This is a genomic window from Natrinema sp. LJW11, assembly GCF_056135975.1.
In genome coordinates this window covers 297,748-318,050 of sequence record NZ_JBWBDM010000005.1, presented here as the reverse complement: position 1 = coordinate 318,050, position 20,303 = coordinate 297,748, and the positions used below count along the sequence as shown (strand labels likewise).

General features: G+C 58.2%; 17 protein-coding genes. 9 read left to right on the top strand and 8 right to left on the bottom strand.

The window, feature by feature from the left end; all coding sequences use genetic code 11:
- Positions 1 to 126 precede the first annotated feature (126 nt).
- Both AC0QDI_RS15590 and AC0QDI_RS15585 read right to left on the bottom strand, forming a co-directional pair.
- Positions 127 to 1,635: a class I adenylate-forming enzyme family protein gene (locus AC0QDI_RS15590; protein ID WP_474669741.1), complete on the bottom strand. Its 1,509-nt coding sequence runs from the start codon at positions 1,633 to 1,635 to the stop codon at positions 127 to 129.
- A gap of 212 nt (positions 1,636 to 1,847) precedes the next feature.
- Positions 1,848 to 2,624, bottom strand: a complete 777-nt coding sequence (locus tag AC0QDI_RS15585; protein WP_474669739.1) for an IclR family transcriptional regulator — start codon at positions 2,622 to 2,624, stop codon at positions 1,848 to 1,850.
- Positions 2,625 to 2,960: 336 nt separating this feature from the next.
- Here AC0QDI_RS15585 and AC0QDI_RS15580 point away from each other — a divergent pair, with 336 nt between their 5' ends.
- The 4 genes from AC0QDI_RS15580 to AC0QDI_RS15565 all read left to right on the top strand — a co-directional run bounded on the left by AC0QDI_RS15580 (position 2,961) and on the right by AC0QDI_RS15565 (position 7,754).
- Complete coding sequence (locus AC0QDI_RS15580; protein ID WP_474669737.1) at positions 2,961 to 4,103, top strand: hypothetical protein; 1,143 nt, start codon at positions 2,961 to 2,963, stop codon at positions 4,101 to 4,103.
- Complete coding sequence (locus AC0QDI_RS15575; protein WP_474669735.1) at positions 4,103 to 5,857, top strand: GMC family oxidoreductase N-terminal domain-containing protein; 1,755 nt, start codon at positions 4,103 to 4,105, stop codon at positions 5,855 to 5,857. Before AC0QDI_RS15580 ends, AC0QDI_RS15575 begins: the two co-directional genes overlap by 1 nt.
- A gap of 155 nt (positions 5,858 to 6,012) precedes the next feature.
- Positions 6,013 to 7,461, top strand: a complete 1,449-nt coding sequence (locus tag AC0QDI_RS15570) for a lamin tail domain-containing protein (RefSeq protein WP_474669733.1) — start codon at positions 6,013 to 6,015, stop codon at positions 7,459 to 7,461.
- The gene (locus tag AC0QDI_RS15565) at positions 7,458 to 7,754 is read left to right on the top strand and encodes a DUF3006 domain-containing protein (protein ID WP_474669731.1); all 297 of its coding nucleotides are present in this window, start codon (positions 7,458 to 7,460) and stop codon (positions 7,752 to 7,754) included. The genes AC0QDI_RS15570 and AC0QDI_RS15565 overlap by 4 nt, the downstream gene beginning before the upstream one ends.
- A gap of 103 nt (positions 7,755 to 7,857) precedes the next feature.
- Here AC0QDI_RS15565 and AC0QDI_RS15560 read toward each other — a convergent pair whose 3' ends face one another.
- Positions 7,858 to 8,151 carry a PadR family transcriptional regulator gene (locus tag AC0QDI_RS15560; protein ID WP_098727058.1) on the bottom strand — a complete coding sequence of 98 codons (294 nt, stop codon included), beginning with the start codon at positions 8,149 to 8,151 and terminating at the stop codon, positions 7,858 to 7,860.
- A 373-nt stretch (positions 8,152 to 8,524) separates the two neighbouring features.
- On the opposite strand from AC0QDI_RS15560, the gene AC0QDI_RS15555 reads away from it, so the two are divergent.
- Positions 8,525 to 9,946: an ATP-binding protein gene (locus tag AC0QDI_RS15555; protein WP_474669728.1), complete on the top strand. Its 1,422-nt coding sequence runs from the start codon at positions 8,525 to 8,527 to the stop codon at positions 9,944 to 9,946.
- Positions 9,947 to 10,191: 245 nt separating this feature from the next.
- Entirely contained in the window at positions 10,192 to 10,518 is a 327-nt protein-coding gene (locus tag AC0QDI_RS15550; RefSeq protein ID WP_474669726.1) for a TRAM domain-containing protein, read from the top strand.
- Positions 10,519 to 10,799: 281 nt separating this feature from the next.
- Here AC0QDI_RS15550 and AC0QDI_RS15545 read toward each other — a convergent pair whose 3' ends face one another.
- The 3 genes from AC0QDI_RS15545 to AC0QDI_RS15535 form a co-directional block, all read right to left on the bottom strand.
- Complete coding sequence (locus tag AC0QDI_RS15545) at positions 10,800 to 11,360, bottom strand: TATA-box-binding protein (RefSeq protein WP_474669724.1); 561 nt, start codon at positions 11,358 to 11,360, stop codon at positions 10,800 to 10,802.
- A 688-nt stretch (positions 11,361 to 12,048) separates the two neighbouring features.
- Complete coding sequence (locus AC0QDI_RS15540; protein ID WP_474669722.1) at positions 12,049 to 12,531, bottom strand: DUF7970 domain-containing protein; 483 nt, start codon at positions 12,529 to 12,531, stop codon at positions 12,049 to 12,051.
- Positions 12,528 to 13,418 carry a ParA family protein gene (locus AC0QDI_RS15535; protein ID WP_474669720.1) on the bottom strand — a complete coding sequence of 297 codons (891 nt, stop codon included), beginning with the start codon at positions 13,416 to 13,418 and terminating at the stop codon, positions 12,528 to 12,530. Before AC0QDI_RS15535 ends, AC0QDI_RS15540 begins: the two co-directional genes overlap by 4 nt.
- Positions 13,419 to 13,488: 70 nt before the next feature.
- On the opposite strand from AC0QDI_RS15535, the gene AC0QDI_RS15530 reads away from it, so the two are divergent.
- Both AC0QDI_RS15530 and AC0QDI_RS15525 read left to right on the top strand, forming a co-directional pair.
- A complete protein-coding gene (locus AC0QDI_RS15530) occupies positions 13,489 to 13,752 on the top strand; it encodes a hypothetical protein (RefSeq protein ID WP_474669718.1) in 264 nt (87 codons plus the stop codon).
- Positions 13,753 to 14,206: 454 nt separating this feature from the next.
- On the top strand, positions 14,207 to 15,037 hold the full coding sequence (locus AC0QDI_RS15525) for a hypothetical protein (protein ID WP_474669716.1): 831 nt from the start codon (positions 14,207 to 14,209) through the stop codon (positions 15,035 to 15,037).
- Positions 15,038 to 15,546: 509 nt separating this feature from the next.
- Here AC0QDI_RS15525 and AC0QDI_RS15520 read toward each other — a convergent pair.
- Both AC0QDI_RS15520 and AC0QDI_RS15515 read right to left on the bottom strand, forming a co-directional pair.
- A complete protein-coding gene (locus tag AC0QDI_RS15520) occupies positions 15,547 to 16,974 on the bottom strand; it encodes an orc1/cdc6 family replication initiation protein (RefSeq protein WP_474669714.1) in 1,428 nt (475 codons plus the stop codon).
- A gap of 1,136 nt (positions 16,975 to 18,110) precedes the next feature.
- Positions 18,111 to 18,443, bottom strand: a complete 333-nt coding sequence (locus tag AC0QDI_RS15515; protein WP_474669712.1) for a DUF6788 family protein — start codon at positions 18,441 to 18,443, stop codon at positions 18,111 to 18,113.
- A 1,026-nt stretch (positions 18,444 to 19,469) separates the two neighbouring features.
- Here AC0QDI_RS15515 and AC0QDI_RS15510 point away from each other — a divergent pair.
- Positions 19,470 to 19,874: a hypothetical protein gene (locus AC0QDI_RS15510; protein ID WP_474669710.1), complete on the top strand. Its 405-nt coding sequence runs from the start codon at positions 19,470 to 19,472 to the stop codon at positions 19,872 to 19,874.
- Positions 19,875 to 20,303 lie beyond the last annotated feature (429 nt).

Below are 20,303 nucleotides of genomic sequence, written 5' to 3'. Positions count from 1 at the left end.
TATCCGAGTGATAGTATTTCCATATAGCCTCGAAATCGGTATCGAGTCCGTGCTTTTCGACGCACTGTTCGACGGCGACAACGTCGAGCCAGTGAAACGCAGACCGTTGACAGCAGAAGGTCAGATTCAGGTAGACGAGAGTGTCCCGAACAGTTCCCCGAGCGTAACGCGATCGATCTTCCCCGTCGCCGTCCGGGGAATGTCGTCGACGAATTCGATTCGTTCCGGCGCCTCGTGTTCTCTGAGTCGGGCGGCACAAATCTCGCGAATTCTATCCTCGGTGATGTCGCCGTCACGCGTGACGATAGCCGTAATAACTGCCCCCTGGCGATCGTCGAGGGCGTCGATGATCGCCGCCCCAGTGACGCCGTCGATCTCGTAGAGGACCTCCTCGATTTCGCGCGGGAAGACGTTCGCACAACCGACGGTGAACATATCCCCGCGTCGACCGACGACGAAGAGGTGACCGTCCTCGTCGAGGTATCCGATGTCGCCGGAGCGGAGCCATCGGTTTCCGTCTCTTTCGACGAAGACCTCCGCCTCGCGCTGTCGGCGCTCGAATCCCGGCGTCACCGTGTCGCCCCGCCAGAGTAGTTCGCCGCGCTCCCCCCGGGTGACCGGCTGGCCCGTGTCGAGGTCTTCGATGCGCAGGTCGACGACCTCGCGAGCGGGAGGGCCGACACTACCCGGCTTTCGCACCGCCGTATCAGGTCGATTGAACGCCGCCAGGGGCGTCGTCTCGGTCATCCCGTATCCCTCGAGGACCGTCGCGTCGAGCGCTGTCGCCGCGTCGTCGAACTGTTCGGTCGGCATCGGTGCGCCGCCGACGACGACCCGCTGCAGCGACGAGAGATCGTAGTCGTCGACGTCCTCGTCGGCGAGCAGAGCCCTCATCATGTTCGGCGTCAGGAAGGTGTAGGTGACGTCGCGATTTTCGATAGTCTCCGCGACGGAGACGGGATCCCAACTCGGCAGGAGCCAGTTTTCCGCCCCGGCGAGGAGCAGTGGGGTCGTCGTGACGTTGAGGCCGGTGACGTGGAAGCACTTACTCACCGTCAGACCGACATCGTCCCGCGTCAGGCGGTGGTAGGTGCGAATTCCCCGCGCGTTGGCGATGACGTTGCCGTGCGTGTGCCGGACGCCTTTCGGCCGCCCGGTCGTCCCGCTGCTGTAGACGACCGCTGCCGTCTCGTCGCTCCGCCGCGGATGCACGGTGTACGTGTCGGACGCGTCCTCGAGCAGGGTGTGGAAGTTGGCACCGACGCTCCCGTCGACGGTGAGGGCCGTTTCCACGTCTGTCGCGACCGATTCGAACGTCTCGTCGGTCACGATCACCGAACTAGCACTGGTATCGAGTACGTAGTGAATTTGCTCGTCGGTGAATCGCGTGTTGACGGGAGCGGGGACGGCCCCCCGCTTCATCGCGCCGAAGTACGCAGTCAGGAACGCGACCCGATTCTGGAGACAGATGGCGACGCGATCGTCGGGCTCCACACCGCGCGCCGCGAAAACGTTGGCCGCCGCGTCGGATGCCGCCGACAGTTCTTCGTACGTTAGCTGCCGCTCCGGGTCCCCTACTGCCCGCACATTCGGAGTATTCCTCGCGATGTGGTCGACGACGTTCCCGAAGTTCATAGGCGGACGAATTACCTACCGGACCATCTGGTTTTTTGAAAACCGATTCACATATCACATTTACCTCATAATTGGTTGTGAGGCGTTTCCGTCGGAATCCCGACTCGCGCTCCGGTTCGAGATCTCCGTACGCGTGCCACATCGTGGGACGGAAATGCGAGTGATCCACGCGATGGAGTCCGCGTGGCGGGGTCCTCTACGAGACGAAGCGCTCACTCGAGGGTATCGAAGACGATGTCCGCCCTGATGTCGTCCGCAGTTTCTGTGACGAGGTCGGGAAGCCCCGCATCGAGTGCCGCCCGCATCTCGTTGCCAGCGCCGTACGCGGCGACTGCACCGTGGACGGTCCGTTCAGTCGCGATGGGAGCGGCGACGCCGATCATCCCACTGAGGAGTTCCCCCTCATCGACGGCGTACCCCTGCTCTCGTATCGTCTCGAGTTCGGATCGGAGGGCGTCCTCGTCCGTCACGGTCAGTTCCGTCCGAGCCACCAGGCCCGTCCGATCGATCACCGCCGTGATCCGTTCGGATGGCAGCTGCGCGAGTAGCGCCTTGCCCAGTGCATTCGTATGGAGGTGCGCGCGCATCGGATACGCTTGTCGAGCGGATCGGGCACCGTCGTCGGAAACCCGCTGCGTCGATTGAATGACGACCGTCTCTCCGTTCTCCTCGACGGCGAGTTGACAGTATCTTCCGGACCGCTCCGCGAGCGCCTCGACGGCGTCGCGACCGTGCTGGAAGACCGCCCGGGAGTTCCTCGATTTCTGCCCTAAGTGGAGATATCGAGCCCCGAGGCGGTACGTCCCGTCTTCTTCGACGAGGTAGCCCAGCGTCGCGAGCGTACGGAGGTGGTTGTGGACGGTACTCTTCGGTAGCCCCAGCGCATCCGCGAGTTCGGTCGCGCCCGCTCGGTCACGGTCGCATATCTCGTCGATGATCGTGTACGATCGTTTTATCGCGTTGATCGAGACTGATGGGTCCTCGTCCATGTCCCCTCGTAGGTGTCGACGTCCCTTGAACGTGTGCGACAATGTGGGACGAAACCCCCTCAATCACACGTCTTCAATAGTATATGAATGTGAAAGTATCAGTCACATTTTGCTATCGCGAAGCGGAGATTCGAAATTCAATATTATGTCCTCAGACATATTTATATCCCCTTTAGATCACTATAACTCCGTAATAGCAAGTATATCTACGATGGTGTAACTCGAGAATAATGTAGGTTATATCAGTTGCATAGGTTTATACGCTATATTCTGGTTCACTTGTGATAGAGTCACACAGCAGCTGAGCAATAGTTGCTGACGTGGCCCGGACACACCATGCAAGAAAACGACAGGAGCCAGATAGGCCGACGGGGAGTCGTGAAGGGCATCGGCGGACTCGCGGCGCTGTCCATGTCGAACGCCACCTTCGAAACTGCACGGGCAGCGATGGATTCGCCACTGCAGAGTGATCCCCATACCGCGGACACGTACCGATCGATCGTCGACGCGATCGTGCCACGGACGCCCCAGCTCGAGGACGAACTCGGGCCGGAGCACGTTCCGGGCGGTCTCGACGTCGAGTTAGAGAAGTTCCTCATCTGGGACTTCAACCACTTTCAGGAGATTCGCGCCGAGATGGTGACCGAAAAGGATGACCTCCTAGAGAATACGCTCTCGAGCGAATCGGGGCCGGAGATGCCGCGGAGCCTGTTCGAGGTGACGGTCGATACGACGGGGCTCGGCTCCGATCTGGATGCGCTACTGGACCTCGCGGATATCAGCCTCCTGGACCTCGATCTGGACGGCGAAGCGCTCGAGGACCACCTCACGTTCGGACCGATCGAACGCTTCGAGATCGGGTTCGCCGACATCGACGATACGACCGAGGGGGTAGCAGCGTTCGATTTGGTCGTCGAGACGGGCAACGAGACCGTCCACCGCGTCCTCCAGAACTACCCCTACGCGGCGCTTTTCACGCTCGTGTTCGATCTCGTCGCCGCCGAGTTCGTCGCGCTCGGAAAGAACGAAGATCCCGTCTCCCCGAACGAGCAGTTCCCGGGCGGCGGGACGTTCACCAGGCTCTCTCGAGAGGATCGGCTACGGTGCCTGTGGACGATCATCGACGGGGGCGTCATCGACACGCTCGACGACCTCCTGTCGCCGCTCGTTCCCGACGCCGGTATCCTGAAGTACGTCGTCATGGCGGTCAACGGCCTCCACGGCTTCGGATACTACACCGAGTGGTCGGGATACGGCGACACGAAGACGAACACGCCAAACGAACGCGAAATGCAGACGGAGCCGGGAGCGGTCCAGAGCCACCAGCAGAGCGGCTACCCGGGGCCGGCACCGGGGCACGCGGCCGACTGGCGCCACGCCGTTCCGGGCGGATTCAGCGATCCGAAAGCGAAGAATCTGAACCTTCCGGACGATCTGACCGGCGACGACGTTATCGACGGTATCGGAGGTGACACCTGATGAACGATCCCGACGTCGTCGTGATCGGTGCCGGTGCGGACGGTCCCGCCGCCGCGTCACGGCTCGCCCGCGAGCACGGCCTCGACGTTCTCATCCTCGAGGGCGGGCCGTGGCACGGTAACGACCAGTGGCCCGAACCACACGCCGATGCCGGCGGGACGGTGAGCACGGATCCCGACGACCTCGACGGAAAACTCCTGGACGAGCAGTTCACCCACCGGGAAGCCGACGCGAACGACCCCACCCACGGCTACCTCCGTGTGGGCCCCGCGGACCACTCGCGGGCGCCGTGGTTCCGAAACCTCCACCAGAACGCGTTCATCTGGCAAGTCGGCGCGGTCGGTGGCACCTCGCTCCACTACTTCGCGAACCACCCTCGAGCATACCCCCACGCCATCGACGAACAGGACCACTGGCCCATCTCCTACGAGGAACTCGTCCCGTACTACCAGCTCAACGAAGAAGTGACGAGCACACAGCAAGCGCCGATGACGGCCAAAGAAGAGGTGTTCATCGAGGGGGCGACGAACGCCGGCTACCCGCGGATCGACTCGAAAAACGTCACGGAGACGGGCTGGCGGCCCCAGGCGAACGCCGTCTCGGACCCCGGAGAGGAGACCGCGACCAACCAACCGCTCGACGCCGACTACGAGGGGTCGTTCAGCTACGACGACGGGTTCCGCGGCGATACGCTCGTCGGTGACCACTTCCAGGGTGGGTCGACACCCGTCGACGCACCGGTTCGCGAAAAATCTCGGAAGTCCGCCAACGTGAGCTGGGTTCCGCGAGCGCTCGACACCAACGACGACCCCGACGAGGGGAACGTCGCGATTCGTCCGAACGCCTTCGTGACGAACATCGAGACGAACGACGGGATCGGAACGATAGAGGCGACCGGCGTCACGTTCCGCGACTCCTGGTCGGGCTCCTCGCAGACCGTTTCGGCCGACGCCGTCGTCCTCGCCGCCGGTTGCATCGAGTCGCCGCGACTCTGGCTCAACTCGGGCCTGCCCGACGACGGCTGGGTCGGAAAGGGACTCACGACCCACTGGTTCGACTGGGTCGTCGGCGTCTACGACGACGATACCGTCGCCGAAATCAACCCCGAGAACGAACACATGGACCCCTACGTGGGGCACAACTCCGCGGTTCGGTTCGACAAGCCCGGCATCGGCGGCATGGAAGACATCGGTATGTCGCCCGGCCTCGTCTCCTACGCCGACTACCTCTTCACCGAGGCCGGGTACAGCTTCGACACCCCGGTCGACCCCGGCGAGCCGTGGGACACCCGCGGCTACGTCGTCGGGGAGGATCTCAAGCGCCGAATGTCGGATTACAGGCAGACGAAGGCGCTCCTGATCCTCACTGACGACCTCCCGCGTCAGGACAACGGCGTCTCGCTGGACAACACGTTCAGCGACGAGCACGGACCGGTCCCGAAGGTCAAGTACGAACCGCATCCCGACGACGACGCGAAGCGCGACGAACTCGCGCGTATCGCCGCGAACATCCATCGAGAAGCCGGCGCCGAACACGTCCACCGGTGCGAGTGGCCGCCCCTGCTGCTCCACATGCAGTCGACGATGCGAATGGGGAAGGTCCTCGACCAGAACGCCGAGGCGAAGAACGTCTCGAGGCTGTTCGTCGCGGACCACTCCGCGCTGGCGAACGGGCTCGGTGGCCCGAACCCGACCAACACCGGGCAGGCGCTCGCACTGCGAACCGCCGATCGAATCGGCGACCTCTACTTCTAACCCCTCTTCTCTCGAGTCTCGTTTCGATCACTGGGCACAGCACGGAACGGGATCGGCCACCGGATACCGTTTGATCGAGAGTAACCGCTGAGCGGCTGCAGAGAACTGTATAACGACCACGGTACATCTATGCATCTCCGGCCTGTGAGGGGTCCATGATGCGGAGACGGCTCCTCAGCGTACTCATCGTTATCGTCCTCGTCACTCTCGCAGGGTGTGGTGGCGTGATCAGTGACAAAGCCCCGTCGCCGGACGAATCGACGGGGCCAGCACCTGAATCGGCGGGTGAGACGGAGGACGAGCGAACGGCGAGTTCGAACGGAACCCTGTCGGTCAAATTCATCAACGTGGGCCAAGGCTCGAGTACGCTGATCGTCGGCCCGACGAACGAGACGATGCTCATCGATTCGGGGGACTGGTCCGACGACGGCGAAGACGTGCTCGCTTATCTCAAAAAGCACAATATCGATCGAATCGACTCCCTCGTGACGACGCACGCCGATGCGGACCACATCGGCGGCCACGAGGCCGTCATCGACTACTTCGAGACGGAAGGCGATGGAATCGGCGCGGTGTACGATCCCGGGATCACGTCGACGTCCCAGACCTATCTGGGATATCTGGACGCGATCGACGAACACAACGTGACGTTGTACGAGACGCGAGCGGGTGACCCGATTCCGTTCGAGGGGGTCGAAACGCAAGTACTCGCGCCGCCTGAGGGATATATCGCGAACGGGGATCGAAACGAGAACAGTATCGTCCTTCGGCTCGGCTTCGGTCGCTCGAGTTTCCTGCTTCCCGGCGACGGAGAGACTGCCAGCGAGCAGTTCCTCGTCGACGAATACGGGGCCGGCCTCAATGCGACGGTCTTGAGCGCCGGCCATCACGGCAGTCGATCGAGTTCCGGAAGCGAGTTCCTCGAGGTTACCGACCCGCACATCGCCGTCGTCTCGAGCGGGTACGACTCCCAGTACGGCCATCCCCACGAATCGGTCCTCGAGCGGTTTTCCCAGCAGTCCGTTCGCACTTACTGGACGGCGACGCACGGAAACGTCCGGTTGACGAGCAACGGGTCCGCGATCACGGTCGCGACCCAACGCGTTGCACCGACTGCGCCGCTAGCACTTCGAGACGGGGATCCGATCGAACCCGGTGTCGATGATGCTCTCCGGAACCGGACGGTGATCTCGATCACGGAGTCGACGACAGCACCGGCCGTCCCTGATGGTGGAACGGAACCCGACCCAGCAGAGCCGACGGACCAGCAGGGCGCGTTGTCGATCGTCACGATCCACGAGGACGCCGCCGGGGACGAGAGCGACAACCTGAACGACGAGTATCTCGTCTTCGAAAACATCGGTGACCAGCCGTTCGAGCTCACCGGCTGGTCCGTCGCCGACGAAGCGGGTTACACCTACACGTTCCCGAGGGGGTTCGCGCTCGACCCGGGCGCACGGGTCACCCTCTACACCGGTAGCGGAACGGATTCAGCGAGCGATCTGTACTGGGGCTCGGGCCGTGCAATCTGGAACAACGGCGGCGATACCGTTACCGTGCGAAACGACAGCGGGACCGTCGTACTCGAGGGGGAATACCGATGACGACTGACGGCACCTATACGGCGGTCGTGGACCGGTTCGAGGACGACCTCGCGGTACTGTTGCTCGAGGACGATGGCGAAACGGTCGACCAAGCGGTCCTCGACACGGCGCGGCTCCCCGAAGACGCTCGTCACGTCGATGCAGTAGTGAGCGTCGAACTCGAGGACGACGAAGTGATCGACATCGCGTCCGAAGAACGCGAGACGGTGGACCGCTCCGAGCGAGCCCAACAGCGATTTGACGAGCTCTCCCAGCGTCCGCCGTCACCATCGGACGATTCGGATACGCCCTGAACGTGTGAGGTATCGCTTGAGCGTGATTCACTCCTGGCCCTCCCTCGACCGGGGATCGATTCAGCGGCGCTGAGCGTTGCATCGCTAACGCAATGAAGATCCGTTACTCCGATTCGGAGAGCAACTCGCCGACGTACTGATCTTCCCACTCTCTACGAGCCTCGAGTTCGCGCCGACCGCGAGCCGTGATCGTGTAGTAATTCGTTCGCTGGTCGAGTTCGCCTTTCTCGACGAGACCTTTGTCGACGACCTCGTCGAGGTTCGGATAGAGTCGACCGTGATGGATCTCTTTCTCGTAGTAGTCCTCGAGTTCGTCTTTGATCGCGAGGCCGTGCGGATCGTCTTGGCCAGCGATCGTATACAGCAGGTCGCGCTGGAAGCCGGTAAGATCGTACATATCGAAAATTCCGTGCGTTAGCAGTTAAGGATTCCGAGAACGAACGGACGGATTTAACGCGTGGGACACGCGCCAGTCGTGCATATCGTCGACTTCCGGAAACGCGTCCGCTATTGCGGGGCTGGAAGACATACCGTTTCCGTAGCGAGACTCGTATATAATCTCTCGACAGCCGTCCGTCTCCCACTATAGTAGCCACTACACCTCAATTCATCCTAATCGCACGATCGCGGTGTGATCAGTGTGTGATTCATTTCAGTGGCTCCCATAGATCCTCGGTGAGCCGCGAGACTATCGAGTTCAGGACGCAACGAGCGAGTATGGTGCGCGGCGGAAGGCATAAGTCATTATCGCAGTAATCATTACCTAGAGTATGACCTTCTACGACCGGAACGAGGAACTCCACGCCCTCGAGACGGCGTTCGAATCCTCGAGCGACGAGTTCTACGTCGTCTACGGCCGCCGTCGAGTGGGCAAGACGGAGCTCCTCAAAGAACTCTGTACCGATCAGCCACATATCTACTTCCTCGCGGCGCAGGAAGCCGAACATCGACAGCGGGAGAAATTGGTCGAAACGATCGCTGACCATTTCGACGATCGCGTTCCCCGTACCGAGGGATGGGACGAGACGTTCGATTACCTCGGCGAAAAACTCGCCACTGAACGACTCATCGTCGTCATCGACGAGTTCCCGTACCTCGTCGAGGAAAACGGCTCGCTCCCGTCGTACATCCAGTCGTTCGTCGACGAACAGCTCCGGGACACCGAATCGATGCTCGTTCTCTGTGGCTCGAGCATCAGTACGATGGAATCCGAGGTCCTCGGCCACGAAAGTCCGCTCTACGGTCGCCGAACGGGGCAAATCGACCTCCAGCCGTTCTCCTTCCAGCAGGCCCGCGAGGCGATCGCATACGACTTCGAGGACGCGATCCGTTCATTCGCCGTTACTGGCGGGACGCCGATGTACCTCACGCTCTTCGACTACGCCCAGTCACTCGCCGAGAACGTCAGGACGCAGATCCTCTCTCCAACAGCCGTCCTCTATACCGAACCCGAATTCCTGCTGCGCACCGAGCTACGAAGCCCAGCTCGGTATATGAGCATCCTCGAAGCGGTCGCAACGGGCCGGACGACCCCGAACGAGATTGCTGGCGCGACGGGAATCGATTCGGGGCCGTTATCGAAGTACCTTCAGACGCTGCGCCGACTGCGTCTCATTGACCGGGAGGTCCCAGTGACCGCGTCAGCGAAGCAATCAAAGCGATCCCGGTACCAGGTTGCCGACGAATTCCTGCGGTTCTGGTTTCGCTTCGTGGAGCCCAACCGCTCTAGCATCGAAGAAGCGCCAGCGATCGTTTACGACGGCACTATCGAACCGAATCTTCCCAACCACGTCGCGATGACGTTCGAGGACGTCTGTCGGGAAGCCGTCTGGGAATCGATTCGGCGTGACGAACTCGGCCCCTACTCCGACGTGGGTCGGTGGTGGTACGGGGAAGACGAGATTGATATCGTCGGCCTTGCTCCGGACGAAGACCGGGTGCTACTCGCGGAATGTAAGTGGACGACGGACCCCGTTGGACACTCGCTCGCTGCGACGCTACGTGACAAAGCTGAGCGGGTGCGGTGGGGGCCGGACACGCGCGACGAGGAATTTGCCCTCTTCTCGAAGAGCGGGTTCGTCGACGGGCTTGCTGCGGATCTCGGCGACAACTGGTCGCTGTTTAGTCTCCACGAGATGGACGCTCTGCTCTCCCCGCCGTCGTCGACTTCAACCGGATCAAACAGTCCCTGAACCAGACGAGGCTCGTCCCTGGGACAGGCCCAGCAGACCAGCGCTCAGGGTTGGCCTCGGGGCGGCCCAGGGCTCACTTATCGTAGCCACTGAAACGATTTACTCACCGATCGCATAGCCGTCGTGCGATCGGGACTGCATTGACTTTCAGTGGCTACTCGAGATCGAATCGTCTCGTGGTCATCGGTTACGGTGACCAACTGATCAGCGGCATATTTTTAGGGACTACCGGCATCGGTTGCGACGTGGGACGCTATCATCCAGGGAAACACGACTCGTTCATCAAATGTGATACACCTCGGTGTGGGGCGAACAATGCTCCAGAAGGGTCTGCAGAATACGAAACGGACTGTTGGCGGTGCGGGGAGCCCCTCGGCGGGAAACCCGAGCCCGGAGAGGAGGTCGCCGTCGATATCGTCGATGAGAAATCCGACGGAACGCTCGTCTGCAAAACCGAGAGCGGATTCGTCCTCTTCCTCGAGGAAGACATTGCAGCGATCGAGGCCACGGTTCGAGTTACCACCGTCGACGAGACGCACGGAGAAGCGGAACTCATCGAAACGGGATCGTAGCCCATCCGGTATTCATCTAACCAACGAGTCGAGAAGTGCTCATTACGTTCGCAGACAGTCGTTGTAGTAGCGCCTCCGTCTGTACGCATACAACGGTTCTGGCCCTGTCGTAGCTGAAAGCTACTGCACTTTCCGATCACACGATAGTAGCGCGGGCCGGAGATTGCCGCAAGCTGGAACCGCGGACTGTGCGATCGGTGTGTGACTCGTTTCAGTTCTACTATAGCACCCCTGAAGATGGTAACAGTACAAGCAAAAGGTTCAGCGGCGAAGAAAATGCGTTACTCGAGCAGGCCGAGATCCTCGAGACGGGTAACGATCGCATCGACGGCCTGATTGGCGTCTTCCACCTGTTTCCCGCCGGTGATAACCAGTTTCCCGGAGCCAAAGAGGAGGGCGACGACTTTCGGCTCATCGAGTCGATACACGAGTCCGGGGAACTGCTCCGGTTCGTATTCGATATTCTCGAGGCCGAGCCCGATGGCGATCGCGTTCAGGTTGAGGTTGCGGCCGAGATCGGCGCTGCTGACGATATTTTGGACGATGATCTCAGGATCCGCTTCGACCTGGATCTGGAGGTCACGGAGTTCGTCGAAGACGATGTTCAGGCTCTCGTGGACGGCGTCAGTGCTTTTCGCGCCAGTACAGACTATCTTCCCCGAGCGGAAGATCAGGGCGGCAGATTTGGGATCCTGGGTTCGATAGACGAGACCGGGGAACTGCTCGGGGTCGTAGTCGGCCCCCTCGAGGTCCATTGCGACGCTCTGGAGATCGAGTTCCTGCCCGATGCCGGTCGACGCGACTACGTTTTCGATGTTAATGGATTCCTTCGGGTCAACCATGAGTCGTTCACAAAGATGTATTTAAAGCTTATAAACCTGCGTACTAGCTCCGTTCAAAAGGGGGAAATAGTGAGCGGTACGATTTGTTACTACCGCTGCCAGAACCGATCGTTTCACTGGTTCGACAGTAGCCACGAAAGCCCATTGCACACCTGATCGGACCGCTATCGTGCGATCAGTGGACAACTCAGTCGTGACCACCGCATCGCGGTTCGCCCAACTCGAGTCACGGGCGAAACTGCCACACAAGAACGATATATCGAAATACGATTTATAGATTGGGGAGGGCACCGTTGCGTGAGATCTGGACAACTCAGTCAGCTAGTCACGCCTGCTTCGACGGTTAGCTCGTTCGAAGTCACAGAGCGAGCTCTATTGGAGGCCGGTCAGCTACCTCGGAGTTTCGGGTCGAACCGATCCAGCCCCTGTTTTTCCCACAAAGGATACCCCTCCTACCTATCCTACCTAGTGAACCTATTCCAACTACCGTTTCTATTCACTCTATTGTATCTGTCTCACCGAGGCGGTCCACGCAACCTATTGAACCAAAGGTACCTATTCTTTGCAGAGAGAAGGTGAGAAAGCCATCTTGCAAACCTGATATGCCGAGGTCCAAGCGATCACCACGGGGGCGCAGAAAACGGTTTCAGATCGGTTCCGAATCGACGAGGAATACGGTCAGACGAACTCACTGACTCCCTGACTGTCGTCGTTCCTCGAGGACGAGTTCGGCGATCCGTTCTGGCTGTTCGTTTGCGAGGCGGAGGACAGCATCGTGAATTTCGCGCGTCTCCTCGTCGAGCAGTCCAGCCTCGGCGAGTGTCGGGACGATCGTCATCCGAATCTCGTTTTCGAATTGGTTTACCGTCTCGGTGCGTGCATAGAACGGCTTCTGTTGCACTTCACTGTACTCGAACGCCGGTCCCGTCTCTGCAGGCGATAGCGGTTCGTCCGAGGTCGCGTCGGACCCCCTTCCCTCCACGGCGGTTTCTGCGGGTGATTCATCGGATAGACTCGAGGCAGCGGGCTCCGCTACCGACGGCTGTTCGTCAGTTCCGCTCGAGTCAGTATCAGTTCGTTTCGAATCAGTGTGTGACTCGGGATCGATCGAATCGTCCGACTCGGCCGTGTCCGCATCGTCTTCTTTGAGATCGTCGAACGGATTACTCATCGTTCGACCCCTCCGACGGCAACTATTTCGGCGAGTTCCTCGTAGAAGTCGATCTGATCGTTCTCCGGATCGTAATCCTGCAACGGTTGATTTTGCTGCAGTGATCGCGACAGCGCCGATCGGTGGCGAACACCGGGTTTCGGAGGAGTCATCTCGCCGGCGTCGATCGCGTCGAACTCGTCGGCCGTAATCCGAGCGAAGTTCGGGATTGCCTCCTGTAACGATTGTCCCGGATTCACCTCGTAGGTCGCAGTATTCAGGTTCTCGAGTAGCTCCCGATCTTCGGTCTGTTGGTCGATCCGATCGGACAGTTTGTTCGGAACGACAGCGAGGACGTCGACGTCGATGTACTCTCGGGCCGGTTCGATCAACCGTTCCATCGTTCGTTTGTAGCCGCCGATCGCACTCGAGCCCGGTTCGATCGGGATCACGACGTTCCCCGTCGCAACGAGAGCGTTGTTGTTGAGCATCCCCGGGTACGCCGGGCAGTCGAAAACGATGAAGTCGTACTCGTCCTCGAGCAACGGATCGACGATCTTCGATTTGATCCGAGCCGAGCCCTGCATCGCGCCCGCAAGGTCCTTTTCGACATCCTCGAGCGTGTTCGAGGACGGAAGAAGGTCGAAGCCGTAATCGGTCGATCGAATCAAGTCGTGGGGTGTCGCGTTGCCCTCGAGAATGACGTCACCGAGATTGATCTCACCGTTGTACGCCGCTTCGAAACCGAGGCCGTTCGTTGCGTGACCGTTCGGATCGAGATCAGCGTAGAGGGTTCGTCCGCGCTCGACGAGCTGGCGCGCGAGATTCATCGAAGTCGTTGATTTGCCGACGCCACCTTTCAAAATAACCACGCTTACGGCACGTGACTCGGTCGTTGTATCGGTCATAATTGGATGTCCTCTGTCATAGGCGAGCTAGAATATCCACCTATTGTTCGGATATCTCCTATTTCAGCTGGTGAAGAATGCATTTCACCCCATCATATTAATTCTACCTACTCGAGGCACAATAGGAGAAGTAGTTACAATAGGTGAAGTAGAGGCAATAGGAGAGGTGGGTGAGGAACCTATTGTAGAAGTGAGACGCCGACTCACCAGGCCGACTCAAGCGACGGTAGAGAGAGTAGCCACGCCAGATGAAATAGCATCGCTAGCTACAACAGTCACAATAGGAGAGATAGTTGAGTTAGGTGAGTTGGGTGAGATAGGTGAAGTAGAATAAGTACCTATTGTTAGCCGACTGCCGATTATAGCTATTTCAGCTATCGCATAAACCGCATTAAAATTCCCATAGAGATCCGACCGCATCTACCCTCTTTGACCGATAGTAGATAGTTCACATATCGTAGCTACCTTACGCAGTGCAGCTATTTCACCTATTATACATATTGGACCTATTGTAGATATTACACCTACGTTACCAATCACACCTATTGTATCGACCATACAAATCAGCCTAGTAATAGAGGGGGTGAGGCCACGCCGAGACAGTTGCGAGGAGGCCGCCGGACGCTCCGTTAGCCGGCGTTCGAAACGATACGTGAGCAGAAAGTATTTGCCTGTGACACATCGTTGGCCGAGTGATGCTCTCCAGACGTCGCGTCCTCGTGTCCCTCACAACTGGACTCTGTGCCGCGTTCGCCGGATGTGGGATGGATCCGGCCGGTGTCCTGCGGATGGCTGACGCCACAACGGATGAAATCCTCGAGTCAGCGACGTTCGACGTCCGCTCGAACGACGGAGGGAACGATGACGGGATCGACGAAATGCGCGAACTCGTCGCCGAGGTCCTCGAAACCGGATCGGCGACCGCATCGGGCGAGCACCCGCCGCTGGACGTCTCGTACCCGGTTCGCTTCGAAGACGAGGTGGTCGCACTCGACCGAACCGAACTGACCACCGAAACGCGCAATAATTATCACCTCCTGCTCGATTTCGACGGTGCGACCGAGGGGGCCGAACGGTCGCTCGACACCCTTCCGCCCGCCGACATCGAATGGATCGAATCGGCTCTGTCGGATCGGGGGTCCGGCGTCGACGCCGTCAGCGACGAGCGAACCTATACTGAGGACGAACAGGCGACCTCAGTTCTCGTCCCCGAACCGGCATTCGACGTCCTCCTGGTCGACGGCGAACGGATGGGCGTCGAGGTCAAGCCGATTAAGACGACGGTGACGACTTACGAGTATACCCTGGCCGAACGGCTCGGGAGTGACGAGCAGTACGCCGAGACCCTCGAATCACGGTATCGGTTTTCCGTCACTGGCCTCTCCGATGACGAACGGGAAATCGTCGACGAGGCGGTCGCCGAGGGAGGGTACTACGCGTCCTCGACCGACGACGGGGCGTTCGAAGGCGTGGCCCAAACGCTCTTCGAGCACGAACCGGTTGCGAGTACCGATAGCGAAGGTCATTGGATCGTCGCCTACGGGGGAGCGACGTACGTCGCGATGCTCGATCTAGTCCGGTACGAGAGTCTGCGACGGGATTTGCCGACGCCGCCGTGACCGGCGGAGTCCACGCCGAGCGATTCCGACACGAACCGAAGCCCGATTGGAGGCCCTCGACCGCCCAGATGGATGAGCCGAAATTAATCCGGGAACGAACGTCATTCCGGACTTCGAGCTCTCAGTCCGGAACATTCGGGAAGCGTACCCAGCGCAGAGCCGACGAGAGATACCAGTCTCCATTCGATTCAGAGTAGATACATAGAATACGAGACGTACACCGAGACTATCTTCCAAAGGTGTTGAGTATCCCCGCTAGAGACGACTGGAAACACTTCGATAGAGGTGTGTGGACACTTCGATAGAGGTGTGGTGATTACCGTGCAGGATTGCAGTTTCTGAGAGACCCAACAGGATATATACGGGATAGTAAGTGAAGAAGTGCCCCGAACGTCGGTGGGGAGACAGTTCAAGAAATACCGTTTTACACACGCTCTCTCGAGCGATTACATCTCGATAGAGGTGTGTGGTGGATCAACCAAACCGATAACTCTCGAGAGTACCGGAATTCAGTTTTCGTTTCGAACCTGTGCTTTGACGACGGACGAGACTTCGTCCCCGGAGACCATGTCGATACGCGAATCCTCGCGAAGCGTTTCGAGAATCGTCTCGGGACGCTCGCCGAACTGGAACTCGAGGAACATCCCCGAACTCGGTCCGTGGCTTCGTCGTTCGAAGTCGACGAGGGAGTACGTCGTCATCTCCTTCATCTTGTTCACGTAGGTCTCCTGGTGATACTGGTCGGCCTCGATCGCCTCAGTGAGGAACTGGTACACCCTGTAGCCGGTCGTGCTACGTGCGGATTCATCGTCCGTTTCGGCAGCGACAGCTGCCGTCGCGTAGAGGCAGAGCTTCTTCTGCGTGCTGATACCCCGAACGACCTCGAGGACGCGGTTTTTCTCGACTTTGTCTTGGGCTTCACGAACGTGTTCTTCACGAACACCCGCGTCGCCTTCGCGTTCGGCGAGTTCACCGGCGACGCGCATGAGATCGATCGCTTTGCGAGCATCGCCGTGGGTCTGCGCTGCGAAGGCAGCCGCCAGCGGAATGACGTCCTCGTCGAGCACGTCGTCGTAGAAGGCGTCCTGGCGACGGCGAAGGATCGACTGCAACTGATTCGCATCGTAATCGTCGAAGTGGACGTCTTCGGGGGTAAAGGAGCTCAGGGCCCGACTCCCCACGGACTCCATCATCTTCGTATCGTTAGAGATCGCGACGACTGAAACGTGCGCAGTGAGTTCGTTATTTGCGCCGGCTCGAGACAGTTGATAGAGGAGGCGGGAGAACGCCGGCTCCTGTTTGTCTCGTCGACCGACGAGCATATCGAGTTCGTCGAGGACGAACACCGCCGAATCGAAGTTCTCGTTGACGATCCGATATAGTTCGTCCCACTTTTCCTTCGTCGCAACGCCGTGTTTCGGAACCTCCACCTCGACGAGGGCTTCGTCGGCAGCGCGATTCGCTAGTTCGTAGACCGCGACGCCGAGGGTGTCGAGATCCTGGCAGTTGACTTCGATCGTCCCGAACCGGATATCACGCGATTCGCAGATCGCGCTAATGTTCTTGCAGACTGCTTTGGTGATGAGGGATTTACCGGTCCCCGAGGGTCCATAGAGAAAGAGATTCGGCGGACGATTGTCGCCGAGGGCGACGCGGAGCATCTTCGTCACCTCTTGGAGTTGCTCGTCGCGACCGACAATTCGATCCTCTTCGACGATGTGATTCGGATCGAGAAGCGACCGATCACGAATGAGTCCTTCTTGCTGGTCGAACTCCAGCAACATATCCTCGATCGACTGTGAATCATTGGTCGGCGGCGGGGTACTCGAGGATGAAGACGTCTCGGGCGCAGAAGACTCGAATGAGGAAATGTCCTCCTCAATCGTTTCGTCCTTCGATGTCCCCGCCTCATCTCGAGGATCCTCGAAGTCATCCATACGGTGACCCATACAGGGTGGGACCAAAAGTGTTCCCCACCGTTGTCGATGTGTATTTCTCCGATTAGACGGATAATATCCGATGATTTAACCCGGTTAGGACAGCGAACCTCAGAAATAGTAAAAGCGGCCGACGATGTGTTATGAGAGAAGGGGATGATGAGACAGACACCCCTCTATCGATGTGTTCGGCGCCTCGAAGGGGAGGGGGTTGATCGACGGAATCGAACGGGCGAGAGCGATGGTATCGGTAGATCCGCCGGGAGAGAACTGATTGGTCAGTAAATTTGGGGATTTATTTGCGACTTTTCTTTCTCTTCTTCTAGCTTTCTAGAACACACACTCACACACACCTCTATCGAAGTGTTCGATGTGTTCTGAGTCTCAACGATATGTTCTGAACCTTAATTGTGACATTCCTGAGTCCGCTTCGAAAGAAGCGAACAGCAAATGATCTCTCACACGCGCTCTCTCCACGAATCCCCTCCGCTATCACCCTCTATTCCGCGTCATAGACCTCAATTCTTCCAGTCACTCGTCGTTTTCTCATCTCCACCCCCACAGTGAGAACACATCGATAGAGGGGTGTCTGTACCGTCCTGCCCCTGCGTCGTCCTCAGTCGGACTGTTGCTCTCACAGAGAGAACACCATCCAAAGCAACTATTCGATATACACTTCGATAACGGTGTGTGTGCTAGCGACTGATTCCGCCTTCTCTCGAGAACCGACCCCATCTAGTATCGATTTCACCGGTTGATTCGATTTTCTCGAAGCGCTCCTTCGACGTGTAAGAGACCGTCTCTCATGAACACATCGATAGAGGGGTGTCCGAACCCCTCCTGAGTGATATCCCCTTTGCAAGAACGATGTCCGACCAACTGATCCGTGTGCGTGATTTGGGGGTAGTCCTCGATACCCGCAAAGAGATGGGGCACACGCGGCTCGTCGAGCACAACGTTGGATGTGACGGTGCGGGGCTCGTTTTCAGTTGCCCTTTCCCACGTCTCACCGACTCACGAAACGACTACAACAGCGGACATCGCGGTGTTCACCTCACGTAATAACGTCTCTCTGTGGCAATTACTCCGGACATGGTGGTGTGGGGTTCCTCTTCCGATGTTATCTTTTGAGAATATCACACATCCGAGTTGACTGGCCCTTTGTACTTTGATTTGATTTTGTCGCCTTCGCGCCACTGCCAGTAGTAGTAGCGATTGTCGTTGATTTCCTTGATGGTGATCGTCGCCTTTGCGGGGACGTCGTCCGGGAGGTCGTCTGGCCGTTCCTCCACCTCATTCCGGTCTGCCTCCTCCTCTTCCTCCTCGAGACGGGCTTCGCGTTCCTTGTGTTCGGCTAGCTCTTCGGCGTACGTAGCAACGTCCTGGAGGCCCTCCGGAGTGAAATCGTTGAGCGCGGTGATTATCTCCCTTGGAAGATTCGCTGGTGGAGTCGGTGGCTCGTAGGACATCGACTGTTCTCGTGTTAACCAACGCGGAACGCCAATTCATAGTTCTGTTGGTTAAGATGGTGATATCGGTTCCCATCCGCTTTGGAAAGGCCTCACGAGTGGTCTTTTCAACCTCTGTCGAGTCAGGGCCACACTGGTCGACGACTGCGTGTTCGAACGCTCAGGGGGATCGGGACCAAGCACCTTCGGAACGTCCGGACGCTCGAGAGTGTCCAAGAAGCCCGTGTTGTCGTATAGATACCGCGTTCGTTCGTAACTGTACGTGCGGTTTATCCGAAAGCGAGCGCAACACTCGAGTTCCAGATGTGATCGCAATCGGGGATCGGATCCTCCCAGAGGAGATCGGTGTCGTCGACGCCCTCGAGGTGAGCAGTATCTGCAGTGGGCTCACACCCAGAAAGAATAGAGAGTCAACGATGTTCTGACTGGCGTTACTACTTCGAGCTCTATCTACTGGGTTCCTGAGTGGGCTATATATCGGTTTTAACGCATGAATTCAGTAGTTTACACTCGACACCTGGGTGTACCGACAGCGTATCGACTATCCCAATGACTCGAGGTAGTCCTCAAGCGTCACATCCAGCGCGGCCTCTTGAGACATCGACTCCAGACTTATCAGGAGACTCATATTGTGGGCTTTAAGCAAGACACCTGTGCGGACACGAGAGGTTAAGCAGCACTCGCCATACCGATGATTCCGATCTTCGAGGTCGATAGTTGTGGACATACCCACCCCATCGTGTCCAGTGTCTTTGCGCGCCGGTTTGATCGGAAAGCTGTTGTAGTGGCTCTGTTGAAATCTTATTCTGTCGACAATATTTTAAGCCAGAATAGCCGTTATGTAGGTGTACGAACTGATTGTTAGAGAAACTACCAGTGTCGATAGATGATTATGGGAGCGTGCTACATACACAGCGCGAATGCAGCATGAGTCAGAACTCGACCAACAAGCATGATGGTCACTCAATACAGGAGGGTGTACGAGTTGCTCCAAATATACTTATTGATTGAGTATATACTCCTTGTATGAAACGGCGTACCTTTGTTTTGGGCACGATTCCTCTCTGCTCGGGGCTTGCTGGATGTACAGGACTGTTCTCCGATTCCCCAATGCTCTCCGTGACCGTCATTAACCAGTCCGAGAGTTCCTATACAATCGAAATGGCTTTTTCACGAACAGATGGAGACCTCTCCAGAAGCGAAGCCCGAGTGTTCTCAGGGCGGATCGATGTTGAACCAGACGAGCAAACTGTCCGTGAAGAGGTTGCTGAACGACAGCAGTATCTTATAGAGTACAGCCTCTTCGAGGACAATTCATTTCTGACAGAGCAAGGTAACTTCCACTACTATCCAGGTGACGAGAGTGAGAGTGGTGGTCTGGCGTTTGATATTACCCACTCAGGAACCCTGACGCGAAGGTGGGCTGTTTGAACATCTATCGATTGGCTGCTTCGGCGCAAGTCGCTTGAAACAACGATATCGGTTTGTTGCATCCATCCTCTGTATGCAGCACGCAGTTATTGACAGCTATTGAAGAAATAGGTAGTCCCTCCGGTAACGGCTTTGCCTGTACGTAACGTGATTTTCGCGCGATCTTCTGAATAAAGAAACTATATAACTATCTACTGTAACGGAGCCACTCGAGCGCTCCCTCGAGTTTTCAGGACGATCCGATTATCCTCCCGCCCTACGATGCAAATCAGTTGCAGGCGATCCTCGAGCGAACACGAGGTCCATCGGATACCATCGAATGATGGCACCCGTTCAGCGTCGGTCTCGCTCTTTTGTTCGGCATCCGATCGACTCATTGTAGCGATCTCTGAGGGACTCGACCGCCCGAAATTTGGTTGGGGCAGAATC

Excerpts from the sequence above, each read along its gene's own strand:
- AC0QDI_RS15515 (WP_474669712.1), bottom strand. The coding sequence starts at position 18,443 with ATGTCCTACGAGCCACCGACTCCACCAGCGAATCTTCCAAGGGAGATA.
- AC0QDI_RS15525 (WP_474669716.1), top strand. The coding sequence starts at position 14,207 with ATGGCTGACGCCACAACGGATGAAATCCTCGAGTCAGCGACGTTCGAC.
- AC0QDI_RS15545 (WP_474669724.1), bottom strand. The coding sequence starts at position 11,360 with ATGGTTGACCCGAAGGAATCCATTAACATCGAAAACGTAGTCGCGTCG.
- AC0QDI_RS15560 (WP_098727058.1), bottom strand. The coding sequence starts at position 8,151 with ATGTACGATCTTACCGGCTTCCAGCGCGACCTGCTGTATACGATCGCT.
- AC0QDI_RS15570 (WP_474669733.1), top strand. The coding sequence starts at position 6,013 with ATGATGCGGAGACGGCTCCTCAGCGTACTCATCGTTATCGTCCTCGTC.
- AC0QDI_RS15590 (WP_474669741.1), bottom strand. The coding sequence starts at position 1,635 with ATGAACTTCGGGAACGTCGTCGACCACATCGCGAGGAATACTCCGAAT.
- AC0QDI_RS15520 (WP_474669714.1), bottom strand. The coding sequence starts at position 16,974 with ATGGATGACTTCGAGGATCCTCGAGATGAGGCGGGGACATCGAAGGAC.
- AC0QDI_RS15555 (WP_474669728.1), top strand. The coding sequence starts at position 8,525 with ATGACCTTCTACGACCGGAACGAGGAACTCCACGCCCTCGAGACGGCG.
- AC0QDI_RS15575 (WP_474669735.1), top strand. The coding sequence starts at position 4,103 with ATGAACGATCCCGACGTCGTCGTGATCGGTGCCGGTGCGGACGGTCCC.
- AC0QDI_RS15565 (WP_474669731.1), top strand. The coding sequence starts at position 7,458 with ATGACGACTGACGGCACCTATACGGCGGTCGTGGACCGGTTCGAGGAC.
- AC0QDI_RS15535 (WP_474669720.1), bottom strand. The coding sequence starts at position 13,418 with ATGACCGATACAACGACCGAGTCACGTGCCGTAAGCGTGGTTATTTTG.
- AC0QDI_RS15585 (WP_474669739.1), bottom strand. The coding sequence starts at position 2,624 with ATGGACGAGGACCCATCAGTCTCGATCAACGCGATAAAACGATCGTAC.
- AC0QDI_RS15540 (WP_474669722.1), bottom strand. The coding sequence starts at position 12,531 with ATGAGTAATCCGTTCGACGATCTCAAAGAAGACGATGCGGACACGGCC.
- AC0QDI_RS15580 (WP_474669737.1), top strand. The coding sequence starts at position 2,961 with ATGCAAGAAAACGACAGGAGCCAGATAGGCCGACGGGGAGTCGTGAAG.
- AC0QDI_RS15510 (WP_474669710.1), top strand. The coding sequence starts at position 19,470 with ATGAAACGGCGTACCTTTGTTTTGGGCACGATTCCTCTCTGCTCGGGG.